The organism is Actinomycetospora sp. CA-084318, assembly GCF_050955885.1.
In the GTDB taxonomy this organism is placed as follows: Bacteria; Actinomycetota; Actinomycetes; order Mycobacteriales; family Pseudonocardiaceae; genus Actinomycetospora.
Window position 1 is genome coordinate 1,486,825 of sequence record NZ_CP192098.1, and the last position, 18,876, is coordinate 1,505,700.

General features: G+C 72.5%; 16 protein-coding genes. 7 read left to right on the plus strand and 9 right to left on the minus strand.

From position 1 onward, the window contains the following. Positions 1 to 24: 24 nt before the first annotated feature. The gene (gene solA / locus ACQPYX_RS07375) at positions 25 to 1,209 is read right to left on the minus strand and encodes an N-methyl-L-tryptophan oxidase (RefSeq protein WP_433802254.1); all 1,185 of its coding nucleotides are present in this window, start codon (positions 1,207 to 1,209) and stop codon (positions 25 to 27) included. A gap of 129 nt (positions 1,210 to 1,338) precedes the next feature. Between solA and ACQPYX_RS07380 the strand changes: the two genes are divergently transcribed. Further along, a complete protein-coding gene (locus tag ACQPYX_RS07380) occupies positions 1,339 to 2,268 on the plus strand; it encodes a LysR family transcriptional regulator (protein WP_433802255.1) in 930 nt (309 codons plus the stop codon). Between the two features lie 24 nt (positions 2,269 to 2,292). Here the strand turns inward: ACQPYX_RS07380 and ACQPYX_RS07385 are convergent, their stop codons facing one another. After that, positions 2,293 to 3,873, minus strand: a complete 1,581-nt coding sequence (locus ACQPYX_RS07385) for a fatty acyl-CoA synthetase (protein ID WP_433802256.1) — start codon at positions 3,871 to 3,873, stop codon at positions 2,293 to 2,295. A 163-nt stretch (positions 3,874 to 4,036) separates the two neighbouring features. Between ACQPYX_RS07385 and ACQPYX_RS07390 the strand changes: the two genes are divergently transcribed. The 6 genes from ACQPYX_RS07390 (at position 4,037) to ACQPYX_RS07415 (ending at position 13,434) form a co-directional block, all read left to right on the plus strand. Then, entirely contained in the window at positions 4,037 to 5,155 is a 1,119-nt protein-coding gene (locus ACQPYX_RS07390; RefSeq protein WP_433802257.1) for an NDMA-dependent alcohol dehydrogenase, read from the plus strand. Positions 5,156 to 5,280: 125 nt separating this feature from the next. Beyond that, the gene (gene benA / locus ACQPYX_RS07395) at positions 5,281 to 6,639 is read left to right on the plus strand and encodes a benzoate 1,2-dioxygenase large subunit (protein ID WP_433802258.1); all 1,359 of its coding nucleotides are present in this window, start codon (positions 5,281 to 5,283) and stop codon (positions 6,637 to 6,639) included. Between the two features lie 2 nt (positions 6,640 to 6,641). Next, positions 6,642 to 7,196 carry a benzoate 1,2-dioxygenase small subunit gene (benB, locus tag ACQPYX_RS07400; RefSeq protein WP_433802259.1) on the plus strand — a complete coding sequence of 185 codons (555 nt, stop codon included), beginning with the start codon at positions 6,642 to 6,644 and terminating at the stop codon, positions 7,194 to 7,196. Between the two features lie 9 nt (positions 7,197 to 7,205). Beyond that, entirely contained in the window at positions 7,206 to 10,025 is a 2,820-nt protein-coding gene (benC, locus tag ACQPYX_RS07405) for a benzoate 1,2-dioxygenase electron transfer component BenC (protein ID WP_433802260.1), read from the plus strand. A gap of 7 nt (positions 10,026 to 10,032) precedes the next feature. Continuing rightward, positions 10,033 to 12,717: a LuxR C-terminal-related transcriptional regulator gene (locus ACQPYX_RS07410; RefSeq protein ID WP_433802261.1), complete on the plus strand. Its 2,685-nt coding sequence runs from the start codon at positions 10,033 to 10,035 to the stop codon at positions 12,715 to 12,717. A 6-nt stretch (positions 12,718 to 12,723) separates the two neighbouring features. Beyond that, the gene (locus ACQPYX_RS07415) at positions 12,724 to 13,434 is read left to right on the plus strand and encodes a maleylpyruvate isomerase family mycothiol-dependent enzyme (protein ID WP_433802262.1); all 711 of its coding nucleotides are present in this window, start codon (positions 12,724 to 12,726) and stop codon (positions 13,432 to 13,434) included. A 15-nt stretch (positions 13,435 to 13,449) separates the two neighbouring features. On the opposite strand, the gene ACQPYX_RS07420 is transcribed toward ACQPYX_RS07415, so the two are convergent. The 7 genes from ACQPYX_RS07420 to ACQPYX_RS07450 form a co-directional block, all read right to left on the minus strand. Beyond that, a complete protein-coding gene (locus tag ACQPYX_RS07420; protein ID WP_433802263.1) occupies positions 13,450 to 14,058 on the minus strand; it encodes a TetR/AcrR family transcriptional regulator in 609 nt (202 codons plus the stop codon). Beyond that, positions 14,055 to 14,378, minus strand: coding sequence for a DMT family transporter (locus ACQPYX_RS07425; protein ID WP_433802264.1), 324 nt, complete (start codon positions 14,376 to 14,378; stop codon positions 14,055 to 14,057). The genes ACQPYX_RS07420 and ACQPYX_RS07425 overlap by 4 nt, the downstream gene beginning before the upstream one ends. Next, positions 14,375 to 14,734 (minus strand): DMT family transporter, encoded by a 360-nt coding sequence (locus ACQPYX_RS07430; protein WP_433802265.1) that lies wholly within the window; start codon positions 14,732 to 14,734, stop codon positions 14,375 to 14,377. Before ACQPYX_RS07430 ends, ACQPYX_RS07425 begins: the two co-directional genes overlap by 4 nt. A gap of 70 nt (positions 14,735 to 14,804) precedes the next feature. Then, positions 14,805 to 15,566, minus strand: coding sequence for an SDR family NAD(P)-dependent oxidoreductase (locus tag ACQPYX_RS07435; protein WP_433802266.1), 762 nt, complete (start codon positions 15,564 to 15,566; stop codon positions 14,805 to 14,807). Further along, positions 15,563 to 16,567 (minus strand): transketolase family protein, encoded by a 1,005-nt coding sequence (locus ACQPYX_RS07440; RefSeq protein ID WP_433802267.1) that lies wholly within the window; start codon positions 16,565 to 16,567, stop codon positions 15,563 to 15,565. The genes ACQPYX_RS07435 and ACQPYX_RS07440 overlap by 4 nt, the downstream gene beginning before the upstream one ends. Next, positions 16,564 to 17,436, minus strand: coding sequence for a transketolase (locus ACQPYX_RS07445; protein WP_433802268.1), 873 nt, complete (start codon positions 17,434 to 17,436; stop codon positions 16,564 to 16,566). Before ACQPYX_RS07445 ends, ACQPYX_RS07440 begins: the two co-directional genes overlap by 4 nt. A gap of 27 nt (positions 17,437 to 17,463) precedes the next feature. Then, positions 17,464 to 18,822 (minus strand): MFS transporter, encoded by a 1,359-nt coding sequence (locus ACQPYX_RS07450; RefSeq protein ID WP_433802269.1) that lies wholly within the window; start codon positions 18,820 to 18,822, stop codon positions 17,464 to 17,466. Positions 18,823 to 18,876 lie beyond the last annotated feature (54 nt).

Below are 18,876 nucleotides of genomic sequence, written 5' to 3' on the forward strand. Positions count from 1 at the left end.
GTCTCCTCTCGGGCCGATCGGGATTCAGACGTGGAAGCTGCGGGGAAAGGTCGGGTCGGTCAGCGCCGGCCGGTCGAGCGTGAAGGCGTCGATCGGGTGGGCCGGGGCGCGGTCGAGCGCGAGGTCGGCGAGCAGCGACCCGATCAGGGCGGCGAACTTGTAGGCGTGGCCGGCGCCGTTCGCGACGACGATCTGCGGGTGCTCGGGCAGCCGGTCGAGGATGAAGTTCTGGTCCGGCGGCACGGTGTAGAGGCAGGTCTTCGAGTAGAGCTCCGGCCCGAGGAACCGGGGGACGTGCGTCGTCAGGAAGTCGGCGTAGCGCTCGCGGCGCACGTCGTCGGGGACGAAGGAGCGGGTGTCGGCGGTGGTCTCCTCGCCGCCCATGTGCTGGCCGAGCTTCGTCGCCACTTCGCCGTACACCGGGAAGCCGTAGAAGTTGTGCGCCCCGTGCCACATGAACACCGGGAACCGTGACGGCGCGAACTCGGCGAGGTGCGGGGTGGAGTAGTAGGTCACCTGCTCGCGCAGCACCGTCAGCGGCAGCTGCAGCCCGGTGTCGGCGAGCACCTGGTTGGTCCAGGCGTCGGCGGCGACGACGACGCGGTCGGCGCGGATCGTGTCGGTGTCGGTGACCACCACGACGCCGTCGCCGTCGGGCCGGATCGAGCGGACCGGGGTGTGCGCCCGGACCTCGGCGCCGTGCGCGCGGGCCAGGGCGAGGTGCGTGGCGTTGGCGCGGGCGGCGTCGACGATGCCCGATTCGGGCTGGTAGAGCGCCTGCACGTCGCCGGAGACGGAGAACTGCGGCCAGCGGGCGACCAGCTCGTCGGCGTCGAGGAGCTCGTAGGCGTAGCCGAAGCGGTCGAACATCGCGGTGTAGCCCTCGATGTTGCGGCTGCCGGTCGCCGCGCCCCGCCGTGCGGCCCGGTCCTCGATGACGAGGCCGCCGGTGCGGGTGACGATCTGCTGCAGCGACTCGCCCTCGACCTCGTCCCAGGCCTTGTAGGCGGCCGAGGCGAGCGCGGCGTACTGCGGCTGGTGCTGGGCGAGCCGGATGATCCGCGAGTGGTCCTGCGAGGCCCCGCGGGAGTGCCCGAGCTCGAACTGCTCGAGGCCCAGGACGCCGGATCCGAGCTCGGTGGCGAGGCGGTACAGCGCGGCGGAACCGAGACCGCCGCAGCCGATGACGACGGCGCGATACGTGTCCATGACGGACTCCAGAGACGTGGTGCGAGGGTGGGGTGCGGCGCCGGGCCCCCGGGGTGCTCGCCCAGTCTGCGGTGATCAACTGTTCGCGTCCAGCGAAGCTTCGTACACGTGACCTTGTACGGTACGTACATGATCGATCGTCGGCTCAAGGTGCTCCAGGCGATCGCCCGGCACGGGACCGTCACCGCGGCCGCGGAGGTCTGTCGGATCACCCCGTCCGCCGTGTCGCACCAGATGCAGGCGCTGGCGCGCGAGCTCGACGTCGTCCTCCTCGAACCGACGGGGCGCACGGTCCGGCTCACCGCCGGGGCGCACACGCTGCTCGAGCACGCGGCGGCGCTCACCGCCCAGTGGGAGCGGGCGCAGGCCGACCTCGCCGCGCACCAGGACCGGACCGAGCTCACCGGCACGCTGCGGCTGTGCGGGTTCTCCACGGCGGCCGCCGTCGTCGCGCCGCGCGCGCTGACCCTGTTGCGCGACCGGCACCCGGCGCTCCGGGTCGGTCTGCGGGAGATCGAGCCGGCCCGGGCCTTCGACCTGCTCGCGGCCGGGGACACCGACATCGCCGTCGTCGTCGCCACGCCGAGCATCCCGCCGCGGACCGATCCCGCCTTCGAACAGGCCCCGCTCTACCAGGAGCCGCTCGACGTCCTCGTCGGGCCGGACCACCCGGTGGCCGACCGCACCGCGGTCTCGCTCGACGAGCTCGCGGGCGACCCCTGGGTGCTGGGCAGCCCGGGGCGGGCCTACCACCAGCTCGTCACGCTGGCCTGCACCGGCGCCGGGTTCGACCCGGCCGTCGCGCACCACGCCGACGCCTGGGACACCGGCGCCGCCCTCGTGGCGCGGGGCTTCGGGGTCGCGCTCATCCCGCGCCTGGTCGACCTGCCCGCGCACGAGGACACGCGCCGCATCCCGATCGCCGGCGCCTCCGTACCGACCCGGCACGTGATCACCGCGGTTCGTCGCGGCTCCGCCGACCAGCCCGCCGTCGCGGCCGGTCTCGCCGCGCTGCGCGAGGTCCGCCGCTACGAGCTACCGGAGTTGTCCGGGAATTGATGAGGCCTCGTACACGATGCCGCCTCAGGTCGTCGACGCCAGCCCGGCGTAGGTGTCCCGGAGCTCGCGCTTGAGGATCTTCCCGCTGGGGTTCTTCGGCAGTTCGTCGACGAGCACCACGTACTTGGGCGCCTTGAACCCGGCGAGCCGTTCCCGGGCGTGGGCGACGATCGCCGCGGGGTCCGCCTCGGCTCCCTCGCGGAGCACCACGGCCGCGGCCACCGCCTCGATCCACTCGGGATGGCTCACCCCGAACACGGCGACCTCGCTGACGGCGGGGTGGGAGTAGATCGCGTCCTCGACCTCGCGGCTGGCGACGTTCTCGCCGCCGGTGATGATCAGGTCCTTCTTGCGGTCGACGATCGTCAGGTAGCCCTCGGCGTCCATCACGCCGAGGTCGCCGCTGTGGAACCAGCCGTTGCGGAACACCTCGGCGGTGGCCTCCGGCTTGCCCCAGTAGCCGCGCATGGCGTGCGGGGTCCGGTGCACGATCTCGCCGACCTGCCCGACGGGCACCGGCCGATCGTCGTCGTCGTGCAGCCGGGTCTCGACGTTGAGGCTCGCCCGGCCGGCCGTGCCCGCCTTGGTGATCTGCTCCTCGGGGAACAGCACGGTCGCGTTCGGGGCGAGTTCGGTCTGCCCGTAGTAGTTGAACAGCCGGATGCCCGGGAGGCGCTCGCTCAGTTCCTGCAACACCGGGACCGGCATGATCGCCGCGCCGTAGTAGCCCTTGCGCAGCGACGACAGGTCGTGGCGGTCGAACGCGGGGGAGCGCAGCAGCCGGATCCAGACGGTCGGCGGGCAGAACATCTTCGTGATGCCCTCGGCGGCGACCGTGCTCAGGATCGTGTCGGGGTCGGGCGAGTCGACGACGATGCTGGTGGCACCCAGGTAGACGTCGGGCGTGAGGAAGTCGTGCAGCGCCGCGCAGTGGTAGAGCGGCAACGCGTGCAGCTCGACGTCGTCGCGGTGGTACTCGCCGTCGACGATGTCGCTGAGGTACTGGGCGATCAGGTTCCGGTTGGTCATGATCGCGCCCTTGGGGGCCGAGGTCGTGCCGCTCGTGTAGAGCAGCTGCACCGGGTCGTCGTCGCCGACCTCGACGTCGGGCTCGGACGCGTCGTCGTGCTCGAGCAGCCGGTCGAACGACGTCCAGCCCGCGCGCCGGCCGATGACGATCCCGATGGCGATCGCCACCTGCGCCGCCCCGAGCGTGTCGACCAGCGCGTCCTCGACGATCACGGCCCGGGCCCCGCTGTCCTCCAGGACGTAGCGCACCTCGTGGGCGGTGAAGTTGAAGTTCACCGGCACCGAGATGGCCCCGATCCGCGCCAGGGCGAAGTAGGCGACGACGAACGCGTAGGAGTTGTGGGAGAAGATCGCGACGCGGTCGTCGCGGGCGACGCCGCGCGCGATCAGGGCGTTGGCGACGCGGTTGGCGTCGGCGTCGAGCTCGGCGAACGTGCGCCGGGTGTCCCGGTGGACGATCGCGGTCTTCGCGGGGACCTTCCCGGCCGTGCGGGACAGGATCGTGCCCAGCGTCTGGCGCCGCGCCCGCGCCAGATCGGCGGTGTACGGCGGGAGGTACCGGTCGAGATCGTCCACGCTCGCTCCGTCGGGTCCGGCGGTCGTCGTCGGGCTGATCCTCGCGGCTGCGGGCCGGAGTTGGGAAGCGCCCGACGGGACCCGTCGTCAGGACCTTGACGCCGGTTCGTCGAGGAGGCTACGACCGACGTCATCCCGTCGTGACGAGCCCGGAGGCTGATCGATGAAGACGCGTGCCGCAGTGATGGACAAGGGCCAGACCGAGTTCGAGATCGTCGAACTCGACGTCGACGAGCCGGGTCCGGGCGAGGTGCACGTCAAGTTCGTCGCCTCCGGTCTGTGCCACTCGGACCTGCACCTGGTCGAGGGCATCTACGGCGACTCGCCCCGCTACCCGATCGTCGCCGGGCACGAGGGCGCCGGGATCATCGAGTCGGTCGGCCCGGGGGTGACGCACGTCGAGCCCGGCGACCACGTCGTGTGCAGCTTCATGCCCAGCTGCGGGTACTGCCGCTACTGCGAGACCGGGCACACCAACCTCTGCAACATCGGCGCCAACATCCTGCAGGGCTGCATGCCGGACGGGACGTTCCGCTACCACCGCGGCGGCACCGACCTCGGCGGCTTCTGCATGCTCGGCACCTTCTCCGAGCGGGCCACCATCCACGCCCGGTCCGCGGTGAAGGTCGACCCGTGGCTGCCCCTCGAGGTGGCCGTCCTGACGGGCTGCGGCGTGCCGACCGGCTGGGGCTCCGCGGTCAACGCCGGCGGCGTGAAGGCCGGGGACACCGCGGTGATCTTCGGGGCGGGCGGCGTCGGGATGAACGCGGTGCAGGGCGCCGCGCAGGCCGGCGCCCAGTACGTCGTGGTGGTCGACCCGGTGGAGTTCAAGCGCCAGACCGCGCTGACCTTCGGCGCGACCCACGTCTTCGCCGACGCGGAGGAGGCCGACGCCAAGGTCAAGGAACTGACCTGGGGCAACGGGGCGGACCAGGCCGTCCTGACCGTGGGCGTGATGGACGAGAAGGTCATCCGGCAGGCGTTCGACATCGTCGGGAAGGGCTCCACCGTCGTGCTGGTCAGCCAGGCCAACGCCGCGAACAACACCATCCAGCTCCCGAGCGCCCTCATGGTCCGCAGCGAGAAGGTCCTCCGGGGCGCCCAGTTCGGGTCGTGCAACCCCCACTACGACATCCCGCGCCTGCTGCGGCTGTGGAACAAGGGCAGCCTCAAGCTCGACGAGCTCGTCACCAAGCAGTACACCCTCGACCAGGTCAACGAGGGCTACCAGGACCTGCGCGACGGCAAGATCATCCGTGGGGTGGTGGTGCACGGCTCCTGACCCACGGTCGGCCGGCTGAGCGTCGAAAGCCCTAGGTCAGGACTAGGTAGTTGTCCGGTGTGTCGGGCGCCACGACAGGGGACGGTAGGTGGACACCACCTGCCGTCCACCACCTGGAGCTTGCGATGACGCAGAGCCTCGACCGAGCCGGACACGTCCTCGCCGACGCCGTCGTCGACGACCGCGAGGCCGGGGTGGTGAAGGCGAACCGTCGGATCTTCACCGACGAAGAGATCTTCGAACTCGAGATGAAGCACATCTTCGAGGGGAACTGGGTCTACCTCGCCCACGAGAGCCAGCTCCCCGAGCCCGGGGACTACTTCACCACCTCCATCGGCCGGCAGCCGGTCGTCATCACCCGCGACAAGGACGGCGAGCTGCACTGCCTGATCAACGCGTGCGCACACCGCGGGGCGATGCTGTGCCGCAAGAAGCGGGACAACCGCAAGACGCTCACCTGCCCGTTCCACGGCTGGACCTACCGCAACGACGGCACGCTGCTCAAGGTCAAGGACCCCGAGGGCGCGGGCTACCCGGAGAACTTCAACACCAACGGCTCGCACAACCTCGTGAAGGTGCCGCGCTTCGAGAGCTACCGCGGATTCCTGTTCGGCAGCCTCAACGCGGACGTCCTGACGCTGGACGAGCACCTCGGTGACACGACCGAGATCATCGACATGCTGGTCGACCAGTCGCCCGAGGGCCTGGAGGTGCTGCGCGGCTCGTCGACCTACACCTTCGACGGGAACTGGAAGGTCCAGGCCGAGAACGGCGCCGACGGCTACCACGTCACCGCGCTGCACTGGAACTACGCCGCGACCACGTCGCGGCGCCAGAGCGGCGAGTCGAAGAACGAGACGAAGGCCCTCGACGCGGGCGGCTGGGGCAAGTCCGGCGGCGGGTACTGGTCGTTCCCGCACGGCCACCTGTGCCTGTGGACGTGGAAGGCCAACCCGGAGGACCAGCCGCTCTACAGCGAGATCGACTCGCTGAAGGAGCAGTTCGGCGACGCGACGGGCGACTTCATGGTCCGCGGTTCCCGGAACCTGTGCCTCTACCCGAACGTCTACCTGATGGACCAGTTCTCGACGCAGATCCGGCACTTCCGCCCGATCGCGCCGAACCAGACCGAGGTCACCATCTACTGCATCGCCCCGAAGGGCGAGAGCGACGAGGCCCGCGCGAACCGGATCCGCCAGTACGAGGACTTCTTCAACGCCTCGGGCATGGCCACCCCCGACGACCTCGAGGAGTTCCGCGCCTGCCAGTTGACGTTCCAGGCCACCACCGCGCCGTGGAACGACATGACGCGCGGCGTGGAGCACTGGATCGACGGTCCCGACGAGGTCGCGACGTCCCTCGGCATGGACGGCGTCATCTCCTCGGGCGCAAAGAACGAGGACGAGGGCCTCTACCCGGTCCAGCACGGCTACTGGCTCGAGACGATGCGGGCCGCGCTCGAGGCCGAGAAGGAGGAGGCCTGATCATGACGACCACCGAGAAGGCCGTGAGCCACGGCCGCGACGCCGACACCCCCGGCAGCGGGAACGCGCTCATCACCCAGAACCTGATCGAGCAGTTCCTCTACCGCGAGGCGCGCTATCTCGACGACCGCGAGTTCGAGCGCTGGTTGGAGTGCTACGCCGACGACGTCGTCTACTGGCTGCCGTGCTGGGACGACCACGACACGCTCACCCAGGACCCGCAGCGCGAGATCTCGCTGATCTACTATCCGAACAAGGGCGGCCTCGAGGACCGCGTGTTCCGCATCCGCACGGAACGCTCGAGCGCGACCTCGATCCCGGAACCGCGCACCAGCCACAACATCTCGAACGTCGAGGTGATCGAACGGCGCGGCGACCTCGTCGACGTGCGGTTCAACTGGCACACGATGTACTTCCGGTACAAAACCGTCGACCCGTACTACGGCACGTCGTTCTACACGATCGACTTCTCCGGTCCGTCGCCGCTGATCCGGCGCAAGACCGTGGTGCTGAAGAACGACTTCATCCACCACGTCGTCGACATCTACCACTTCTGAGGAGGCGCGATGAGCGCACCGACGCACGACGTCGCGCTCTCCTTCGAGGACGGCGTCACCCGGTTCGTGAAGTGCCGCGAGGGGCAGACGGTGATGGACGCCGCCTACCGCTCGAAGATCAACATCCCGGTCGACTGCAGCGACGGCGCGTGCGGCACGTGCAAGTCGTTCCTCGAGTCCGGCGAGTTCGAGATGGACGACTACGTCTCCGACGCCCTGGCTCCCGACGAGGAGGCCGCCGGCTACGTCCTGACCTGCAGCATGAGCCCGAAGTCGGACCTCGTCGTGCAGATCCCGACCACGTCCGCCGTCGCGAAGACCAGCGCGGGCACCTTCACGGCGACGATCGCGGCGGTGGAGCGGCTCTCGGAGACGACGATGTCGCTCACGTTGGACTGCGAGGACCGGGAGAAGCTGGTCTTCCTGCCCGGGCAGTACGTCAACATCGCGGTGCCGGGCACCGACCAGACGCGGTCGTACTCCTTCTCCTCCGGTCCCGACGACGAACAGCTCGGCTTCCTGATCAAGCTCTCGCCCGGCGGCGTGATGAGCGAGTGGCTGGCGAACCAGGCCGCCGTCGGCGACTCGGTGCAGTTCACCGGCCCGCACGGCAGCTTCTTCCTGCGCGAGTCCGACTCGCCGCTGCTGCTGCTCGCGGGCGGCACGGGCCTCGCGCCGATCCTGTCGATCCTGCGCCGGCTGCAGTCCACCGGGAGCAGCCGCCAGGCGCACCTGATCTACGGGGCGACCACCGACGACGACGTCGTCGAGCTGGAGACGCTGCGCGGTCTCGAGGAGGCCCTGGAGAACTTCACCTGGGTCCACACGGTGGCCGACGAGCACACGACCGCCGAACGGCAGGGCTACGTCACCGCGCACACCGAGCCCGAGCACCTGCACGACGGCGCGGCGTCGGTCTACCTGTGCGGCCCCCCGCCGATGGTCGACGCGGTCCGGCGGGACCACTCCGAGCGCGGCTTCGACCCGGCGGGCTTCTACTACGAGAAGTTCGCCCTGGCCGCGAAACCCGACTCCGAGCAGGAGGGCGCCGAGGACCTCGAGGGTGCCGAGCCGGAGACCGACGCGACCACACCCGACGTCGGGACGGTGGACGCCGAGCCGCGCACCGAGGAGCGGACGCCGGCCCCCGCGCCGACCCCGCTCGACCCGGCGCCCGCGTCGGAGCTCCTGCAGAGCCTGGAGGGCCGCGAGCTCGACGGGCAGACGGTGCTGCCGCGCGTGGAGCTGGCGGAACTGGGCGCCGACGCGCGCGTCGCGGCGGCGTCCGACCTGCCCGACGGCAGCCCGGTGGAGGACCTGCCGCGGCGACTGCTGGGGCGGGTCGTGCTGCCGGGGAGCGACGACGCGCGGGACACGGACGCGCGGGTGACCGAGGACGACGAGCTGCTGGTCGCCGAGGACGCCCGCGGGATCCTCGGGCAGGACGTGTTCACGATGGGGGAGCTGGAGCCGCTGGTGGCTCCCCGGCCGCCGGAGCCCGATCCAGAGCCGGAGTCGGTCCCGGGCACCGTCACCACCGACGGCTACGAGATCGGCCAGCAGCACCCGTCGATCCAGGTCTCCGACGCGATCTTCGACGCCCGGCGCGCCCTGGAACTCGGCGCCCTGGAACTGACGATCGGGCGGATCACCTCGCGGCAGATCGCCGGGTACCGGGTGCTCGCCCAGGCGACGGTGCCCTACGTCGACGTCGAGCACGAGTGCTTCACCGACGCGCACGCCTACACCGAGTCCAACGCCGCGTTCCACGACTACCTGTTCACCCTGACCGGCAACAGCCACCTGCTGAGCGCCTACCAGGACCTCGGGGTCAAGGGCCACATGGAGGAGTCGCTGCGCTCGGCGACCTGGTGCGACCCGCGCTGCGCGCAGGACCACCTCGACATCGTCGACGCGATGGAGTCGGGCGACCGGGACGAGGCCCGACGACTGTTCTCCGAGCACGCCGAGCGGTCCAAGGCGACCACGCGGCGGGCGATGAACGAGCGGCGCGCGTCCCGCCGACCGAGGTTCGTGACGCCCGGTCGCTTCGCCGACCAGGTCGTGATCGTCACCGGGGCGGGCCAGGGCATCGGGGAGACCACCGCGCGGCGGATCCACGCCGAGGGCGGGCTCGTCGTCCTCGCCGACCGCGCGGACACCGTCAAGGAACTCGCCGCCGAACTCGTCGAGGACCGGTCCGACGGGGTCGGCGACGCGGTCGCGGTCCTCGCGGATCTCGAGACGTGGGAGGGGGCGCAGGCCGTCGTCGACGCGGCGATCGAGCAGTTCGGCCGGGTCGACGTCGCGATCCACACCGTCGGCGGCACGATCTGGGCGAAGCCGTTCGACCGGTACCCGCCCGAGGAGATCCAGGCGGAGATCCAGCGGTCGTTGTGGCCGACCCTGTGGGGCTGCCGGGCCGTTGCCCCGCACATGATCGAGCGGGGCGCCGGGACGATCGTCAACGTGTCCTCGGTGGCCACGCGCGGCATTCACCGGGTGCCCTACGCCGCGGCGAAGGGTGGGGTCAACGCGATCACCTCGGCGCTCGCGCTGGAGCTCGCGCCGCACGGCGTCCGCGTCACCGCGACCGCGCCCGGCGGGACGGACGCGCCCGAGCGGAGGACCCCGCGCGGGCCCGGGCCGGCCTCCGACCAGGAGAAGGAGTGGTACCAGGGGATCGTCGACCAGACGGTGGAGTCGTCGCTGATGAAGCGCTACGGCACCCGGGACGAGCAGGCGGCGGCGATCTGCTTCCTCGCCTCGCCGGAGGCCTCGTACATCACCGGCTCGGTGCTGCCCGTCGCCGGCGGGGACCTCGGCTGAGCCGGCCGTGACCGGACCCGAGGACGTCGGAGCCGCCGCGGCCGGGCCCCGCGAGCGGACCGAGGTGCGGCGGGCCGTCCTCGAGGTGCTCGACGACGGCCGCGGCACCGTCCTGCTCGACGGCGGGTCCGGGGCGGGGAAGAGCCGACTGCTCCGGGACGTGGCGGCCGGCGCGTCGGACCGGACCCTGCTCCGGGCGACCGCGGTCGACTGGGAGCAGGACTGTCCGTACGCCGTGCTCGCCCAGCTCCTCGGCGCGGGCGTCGAGGAGCTCGGCGGCGACGACGCGTTCGCGGCGGCCCGGCGGCTGGCCGAGCGGATCGGTGACCACCCGGCCCTGCTCGTCGTCGACGACGCCCACTGGAGCGACCTGCCGTCGTTCCGGGCGTTGTCGACCCTCGTCCGTCATCACCGCGATGCACCCGTGGTGGCGCTGCTCGCCGTCACGCCCGGCGAGGGTCGGTTCGAGCTCGCGGACCTGCTCCGTCGGGCGGCGGACGTATCGGTGACGCTGGGGCCGCTGACCGCCCGCGAGATCGAGGAGCTCTGCGACGACCGCGGACGCCCGCTGCCGCCCTGGCTCGTCCAGCGGGTGCGGCGGCACACGCTGGGCGTCCCGCGCCACGTGCTCGCGCTGCTCGACGAGGTCGACGGGTGGGACGTGCCCGACGTGCGGCTGCCCGCCCCCCGGGAGGTCGCGGTCCGCGTGCAGGAGCGGGTCGCCGTCCTCGGCCGGCACGCCCGGACCCTGGTCGAGGTGGTCGCCTGCTTCGCCGAGCCGGCGAGCCTCGACGAGATCGCCCGCACGGCGGAGTTGGACGAGGTCCTCGAACCCCTGAGCGAGGCCGCCCGGGCCGGGCTGGTCACCCGCTTCGGCGGGCGCTCCCTCCCGGTCGTGGGGCCGGTCGACCCGATGGTGCGGGCCGCGGTCCTCGACGTCGTCGGGCCGCACCGGGCGGCGCACGTCCGGCGGCGGGCGGCCGAGGTCGTCGCCGAGCCCCACCGTCGGATGGCCCTGCTCGCCGCGGCGACCCCGGGTCGGGACGCCGCGCTGGCCGCCCGGCTGACCGAGCTGGCGGGGCTGAAGGCGGGCGACGGCGCCTGGTCGGACGCCGCACACGCGCTGCTCGAGGCGAGCCGGCTGTCCGAGAGGCCCGAGGACCGCGAGCTGCTGCTCATCCGCGCGGTCGACGCGCTCATCGGCGCCGGCGCGGTGTTCGAGGCCGAGGCGCTCATCCCCGCGATCGAGAACCTGCTCGACACCGCCATCCGGAACTCGGTGCTCGGCTACCTCGCGATCCTGCTCGGGCGGACCGCGCAGGCGGAACGGGCGCTGACCCGCGCCTGGGACCTCTGCGACCCCGCCGTCGACCCCGACACCGCGGCCTGGATCTGCCAGCGGCGGGTGCTGCACGCGCTGTGCTGCGGCGACGGGACCGCCCTCGTCGAGTGGGCGGACCGGGCGACGGCACTGGTCGGCGACGACCACCCCGCTGCGGTCGAGGCGCTCGCGATGCGCGGCCTCGGCACGGCCGCGTCCGGGGCTCCCGACGAGGCGCTGGGGGAGTACCGCGCGATGGCCACCCGGGTCCGGCGCGGCCCGCAGGTGCAGCGGATCACGATGGGGCACGGGTGGCTGCACCTCGTCGTCGGGAACCTCGACGAGGCCCGCGCGGACCTCGAGAGCGCGATCCCGACGACGACGCTCGGCGGGTCGTCGCGGATCTCCCTCTGGGCGTCCGGCTGGCTCGCTCGGGCGCACTTCCTCGCCGGCGACTGGGACCTCGCGCTCCGCGCCGTGGCCGACGGTCTGCGGCGGGCGCAGAGCTCCGGGATCGCGATCGTGACCCCGCTGCTCGGCTGGACCGCCGCGCAGGTCCACAGCCTGCGGGGCGAACCGGGCCGCGCGGAGCGGGTCCTGCGCGACACCCACGCGGGCGCCGACGACTACGAGATCATGGCCGTCCCGCGGCGCCTCGCCCGCGCCGCGCTGGCCGAGGCCCGCTCGGACTACGGCGCCGTGCTGCGGGCGCTCGGCCCGCTGACCGCGCTCGGCGACGACACCACGGTCGTCCAACCGGGCTGGTGGCCGTGGCGGGACGTCTACGCGAACGCCCTGGTCCTGGAGGGCCGCGTCGAGGACGCCGACGCGTTCCTCACCGAGCACCGTGCGCGGGCCGAGGACCAGCAGGACGAGGCGGAGCTCGCGCGCCTGGCGTGGGCCCGCGGGCGGCTGGAGGCCGCGCGCGGCGACCTCGCGGCGACCCGTCGGGCCTTCGAGAGCGCCATCGCCACGCTGGAGGCCCGGTCGTTGCGCTGGGACGCGGCCCGGGCCCACTTCGCCTTCGGCCAGTCGCTGCGCCGGCTCTCCCGGCGCCGCGACGCGGACACGGTGCTCTCGAGCGCCCGCGAGCTGTTCCTCGCGCTCGGCGCGAGCAGCTACGTCGCGCGGTGCGACCGCGAACTGCGCGCCGGCGGGGTGCGGCACGGCCGGTCGGACGGCGGGCAGGGTCTCACCGCGCAGGAGACGGCCGTGGTGGACCTCGTCGTCACCGGCATGTCGAACAAGGACGTGGCCGCCGAACTGCAGGTCTCGCCCAAGACCGTCCAGTACCACCTCACCCGCATCTACACGAAGGTCGGCGTGCGGTCGCGCACCGAGCTGGCCCGCCTGCACCACGAGGAGGAGTAGCCCGACATGAAGAGCGTCCGGTCCGTCGCGAGCGACCTCGGAGTGCTGGAGCGCGAGGCGGGGATGGCCATGGCCACGATCGCGAGCCTCGTCGACGACGAGCTCGGGAAGCCGACCCGGTGCGAGGGGTGGACCCGGGCGCACGTCGTCGCGCACCTCGTCCGGGACGCGGAGGCCCTCACCCACCTCGCCACCTGGGCCGTGACCGGCGAGGAGACCCCCGCGTACGCGTCCGCGGAGGAGCGGGCGGCCGACATCGAGCGGACGGCCGCGGAACTCTCCGCCCGGCAGCTGGCCGCCGCGCTGGACCGGGCCGACCGGCAGCTGGCGGAGGCGTTGGCGCGGCTGCGCTCCGGCGTGGCGGTGGAGACGGTGCCGACCCCGTTCGCCGGGGAGATCGACGTCTTCGCGCTGCCGGCGCTGCGCACCACCGAGCTGATCGTCCACCACCACGACCTGGACACGACCTGGCAGTGGCACGAGGCCGGGACCGACGCGATCGTGGACGCCATCGACATCTGCGTGCTCCGGCTCCGGGCGAACCCGGACAGCCCCGGGCTGCACGTCGTCGCCCGCGAGGGCGAGGAGTGGACCGTCGGCGACGGTGCGACCCGGATCGAGGGGTACTACGAGGAGCTGCTGCCGTTCCTCGCGCGCGAGGAGGTGGAGTCCGGCCTGCGCCACGACGGGGACCTGCCGGCGCTGCCGCGGTGGTGATCCGTGACCCGGCGATCACGGGCCGGGGGCATGGGCGTGGTCCGTGAGCGCTGCCGCGAGCAGCGACACGAGTTCGTCAGCCCGAGGGCTGGTCCCGGCGGCGAGGGCCTGGAGGAAGTAGCCGTCGACGGCGACGGCGAAGCCGCGCACCCGAGCGGGGTCGTCGGTGTGGTGGCGGGCGAGGTCGTGGAGGAGGTCGAGCCACAGCCCGACGGCGCTGCGCAGGGCGGGCCGGCGGGCGGCGAGGGTGTAGAGCTCGTAGCCGGCGGCGACGCGGTCGCGGTTCTCCTCGAACAGGGACACCAACTGGTGGGCGAACCAGGACAGGTCGCTCCCGGGAGGCACCTGGGGGACCGCGGCGATCAGCTGTTCGGTGCCCGAGCGGAGGGCGGCGTCGAGCAGGTCGTCGAGGGAGGCGAAGTGGTGCGAGACGGCGCTGCGGGGCAGGCCGGCCGCGGCGGCGACCGAGCCGTGCGACACCCCGGCGACGCCGTCCCTCGCGACGACGACGAGGACGGCCTCGATGAGGGTCGCCCGTCGGCGCCGCCCACGGCGTCGGCGGCCGTCGGCCTCGTCATCGATGCCGTGCATGCCGTGGATGCCGTCGACGTCCGGCCCGGTCATCGGGCGCCGCCGTAGACCACGACGACGCCGGCGATCACCAGCGCCAGCCCGAGCGTGTGCCGGGCGGGCAGCCGGTCGCCGAACAGGACGACCCCCGCGGCCGCGGCGAGCACGATGCCGGACCCGCTCCAGATGCCGTAGCCGACCGCGAGGGACAGGCCCCGCGCGAGCGCCTGCGACATCAGCGCGACCGACACGGCCATCCCGACGAACGCCGCGACCACCCACCGGCGGCGGCGCAGCCCGTCCGAGGCGCGGGTCGCGGCGATCCCGACCCCCTGGGCCGCGACCGACGCCGAGAGCAGCAGTGTCTCGATCACTCCGCCGTCCCGCCCGCGGCACGCGGCGTCGTCTGCAGGGTGAGGGCCCCGAGCAGGATCAGCGCGAGGCCCGCGATCTGCAGCGGCGCGATCGGGTCGCCGAAGACCACCGTGCTCGCGACGGTCGCCGCCACCAGCCCGCAGCCGGTCAGCGTCCCGTAGGCGATGCCGAGGGTCAGCCCGTACTGCAGGGCCCGGGAGAACAACAGGATCGAGATCCCGTAGCCCGCGAGGACCCCGAGCGAGGCCACCGGACTCGAGAACCCCTGCGAGGCATGCAGGAGCATCGTCCCCGCGACCTCGCAGACGATCGAGGCCCCCAACAGGACCGTGCCGACGAGAGTTCCGGGACGCATGTCCCACTAGTAGCACAGTGGGTGCCCGGGAGCCGGGCGCTCCCCTCGCGCGCCCGGCTCCGTCGTGCCCCTAGTGGATGTGCGAGCCGCCGTTGACGTCGTAGGTGGCGCCGGTGATGTAGCCCGACTCCGGGCGGCACAGGAAGGTGATGAGGTCGGCGACGTCGTCGACCCGTCCGTTGCGCCCGACCGGGATGCCGGCCAGGAGGGCCTCCTTGCGCTCGCCCTCGAGCGCCCCGCCCGTGATGTCGGTGTCGATCAGGCCGGGGGCGACGGAGTTGACGGTGATCCCGGACGGGCCGAGCTCGCGGGCCAGGGCGCGGGCGAACCCGAGCTGGCCGGCCTTGGCCGCGGAGTAGGCGACCCCGCCGAACACGCCGCCGCCGCGCTCGGCCGACACCGACGACAGGAACACGATCCGGCCGAAGCCGCGCTCGGCCATCCCGGGCGCGACGCGGCGGGTGATGTTGTAGGCGCCGCGGACGTTCACCGCGAAGACCGTGTCCCACTCGGCGTCGGTGACCTCGAGGAACGGGACCGGCGAGGTGATCCCGGCGTTGTTCACCAGCGCGCCGACCGGGGGCAGGGCGGCGTCGAGGGTCGCGAGGGCGGTCTCGACGGAGAGCTCGTCGGTGACGTCGCAGGCGATCCCGGCGGTGCGGACGCCGTGGGCGCCGGCGACGTCGTCGGCGGTCTCCTTGGCGCCGGCCTCGTCGAGGTCCAGGACGGCGACGTGCCAGCCGGCGGCGGCGAGGGCGTGCGCGGTGGCGCGGCCGATGCCGCGCCGCGAGCCGGCCCCGGTGACGACGGCGGTGCGGGGGTCGGTGCTCATGCGAGCTGCTCCTTGATGCGGGTGACGATGGCGTCGGTGGACAGGCCGTAGCGGTCGTGCAGGGTCGGCAGGGCGCCGGCGGCGAGGAACTCGTCGGGCAGGCCGATGCGCCCGAAGCGGGTGCCGATGCCGGCGAGGGCGATCTCGGTCGCCACGGCCTCGCCGAGGCCACCGACGACGGTGTGGTTCTCGCAGGTCAGGACGAGCCGGTCACTGCTCGCGGCGCGCACGACCGCCGCGCGGTCGAGCGGCTTGATCGTGGGGACGTGCAGCACGGCGACGTCGACGTGGTCGGCTTCGAGGCGCTGCGCGGCCTGCAACGCGCGCATCGTCATGAGCCCGGTGGAGATGAGGACGACGTCGCGGCCGGTGCGCAGCTCCGCCGCGCGGCCGAGCTCGAAGCGGTAGTCGTACTCGTCGAGCACGGTGGGCACCTGGCCGCGCAGCAGCCGCAGGTAGGTCGCTCCGTCGTGGTCGGCGAGAGCCGGGACGGCGGCGGCGATGTCGACGGAGTCGCAGGGGTCGACGATCGTGAGGTTCGGGCAGCCGCGCAGGATCGCGAGGTCCTCGGTGGCCTGGTGGCTCGGGCCGTACCCGGTCGTCAGGCCGGGGAGGGCGCCGACGACGTTGACGTTCAGGCCGGGCTCGGCGATGTCGAGGCAGAGGAAGTCGTAGGCGCGCCTCGTCGCGAAGACCGAGTAGGTGGAGGCGAACGGCACGAGACCGGCCTCGGCCATCCCGGCGGCGGCCCCGAGCATGACCTGCTCGGCCATGCCCATCTGGAAGAAGCGCTCGGGGTGGGCCTCACGGAAGACGTGCATGTCGGTGTACTTGGCGAGGTCGGCGGAGAGCCCGACGATCTCCGGTCGCTCGGCGGCGAGCGCGGCGAGCGCGTGGCCGAACGGGGCCGGGCTCGTGCGCTGGTCCGGGTCGGCGAACGAGGCGATCATCGCCGAGGTGGTCAGGCGCGGCTTCGTGGTCGCCGTGGTCGTGGTGCTCATGCGTGGGCTCCGGTGCGGTAGGTCTCGTCGAGCTGGTCGCGGGCGATCTGCCACTCGTGGGCCTCGACCCGCATGAAGTGCGCCTTCTCGCGCGTCTCGAGCAGTGGGACGCCGCGTCCGATCCGGGTGTCGCAGATCAGCACCGAGGGGCGTCCGGTGCCGGCGGGCAGGTCGTCGAGGGCGCCGAGCAGGGCGTCGACGTCGTTGCCGTCGACGCGGCGCACGTTCCAGCCGAAGGCCTGCCACTTCTCGACGAGGGGCTCGGTCTTCAGCACGCCGACGGTGGGGCCGTCGGCCTGCAGGGCGTTGACGTCGACGACGGCGAGGACGTTGTCGAGGCCGTGGTGGGCGCAGGCCATGGCGGCCTCCCACGTCGAGCCCTCGTCGAGCTCGCCGTCGGAGAGCAGATTGACGACGCGGGCGCCGACGCCACGCAGGCGCAGACCGAGCCCGAGGCCGGTGGCCACGCCGAGGCCGTGGCCGAGCGACCCGCCCGAGATCTCCATGCCGGGCGTGTAGGAGGCCATGGCCGACATCGGCAGGCGCGACTCGTCGGAGCCGTAGGTCTCCAGCTCGGCGACGTCGAGGATGCCGGCCTCGGCGAACGCGGCGTACGCGGCGATCGCGTAGTGCCCGATGGAGAGCAGGAACCGGTCGCGGTCGGCCCATTCGGGGTCGTCGGGCCGGAAACGCAGGTGGTCGGTGAACAGGGCGGCGAGGACGTCGGCGACGCCGAGGGCCTGGCCGATGTAGCCCTGGCCCTGCACCTCGCCCATGTCGAGCGCGTGGCGGCGGATGCGGTACGCGGCGTCGCGCACGCGCTGCGCGCGGGTCTCGATGGTCCCCGGGGCGGGGATCGTGGAGGTCATGTGTGGACTCCGGTCTCTCGGACGGGTTCAGGAGGCGGCGGCCGGGACGGGCCTCGGGGTCGTGGCGGCGAGTTCGTCGACGGCGGCCTTCTCGGCGGGACCCCAGGTCTCGCGGGTGAGCAGCGTCGCGATCACGCCGCAGACGCCGTAGAAGGTGATGAGCAGGGCCGGGCCGATCCAGCCGAAGCCCGCGAACAGGGCCGTGGCGACGAGCGGTGTGAAGCCGGAGACGACGGCGGAGAGCTGGTAGGCCAGGGAGGCGCCGGTGGTGCGGGTGCGGGCGGCGAACAGCTCGGAGAACCAGGCGCCCTGGACGCCGGCCAGCATGTTCTGACAGATGGCATAGCTGACGACGAAGGCGGCGACGATCGCGAGCGCGGTGCCGGTGTTGACCAGCAGGAACAGCGGGACGCCCCAGAGCGCGGTGATGATGGTGCCCGCGAGGTAGACCGGTCGGCGGCCGAAGCGGTCGGTGAGGGCTCCCCAGAACACGGTCGCGGCGACGCCGATCGCGGCGGCGATCATCGTGGCCGTGAGCGTCGTCGTGCGGTCGGAGAGCTTCTCCGAGGTCAGGTAGGAGACGACGAAGGTGATGGTGACGGCGTAGCCGGCGGTCTCGGTCATGCGCAGGAAGAAGGCGCGGACGATGTTGCGCCAGTCGTCGCGGACGACCTCGAGCAGCGGGTTCTTCGAGACCTCGCCCTCGGCCTTGAGGTCCTCGAACTCGGGGGACTCCTCGACCTTGAGCCGGATGACGATGCCGACGGCGATCAGGACCGCGGAGAGCAGGAACGGCACGCGCCACGCCCACTGGTCGCCGAGCGGGACGCTGATGAGGAAGGCGATGTTGGCGAGCAGCAGGCCGACCGGGAAGCCGGCTTGGGTGATCCCGGTGTAGAGCCCCCGTTTGCGCCAGGGGGCGTGTTCGAAGGTCATGAGGATCGCGCCGCCCCACTCGGCCCCGAAGGCGAGACCCTGGATGACGCGGACGACGACGAGCAGGATGCCGGCCCACACGCCGACCTGGGCGTAGGTCGGCAGCAGCCCGATGAGCACGGTCGCGATGCCCATGAGCAGCAGCGAGCCGACGAGGACGGGCTTGCGGCCGATGCGGTCGCCCAGGTAGCCGCCGATGATGCCGCCGAGCGGGCGGACCGCGAACCCGATGCCCAGCGTGGCGAACGAGAGCAGGGTGCCCGAGAGCGGGTCGTCGGCGGGGAAGAAGACGGTGTTGAAGTACAGCGCGGCGGCGACGCCGAAGCCGATGAAGTCGTAGGTCTCGATCGTCGCCCCGATGGACGAGCCGATCGCGACCCGCTTGCGGGCCTCGGTGCCCTCCACGGGGTGGCGGGTCGGGCTCGGAGGAGGCGCGTGCCGTTCGGTCATGGTGATCTCCGCTGATCGTGAGGACTCGGGGGAGGAGCGGCCGCGCGTCCTAAC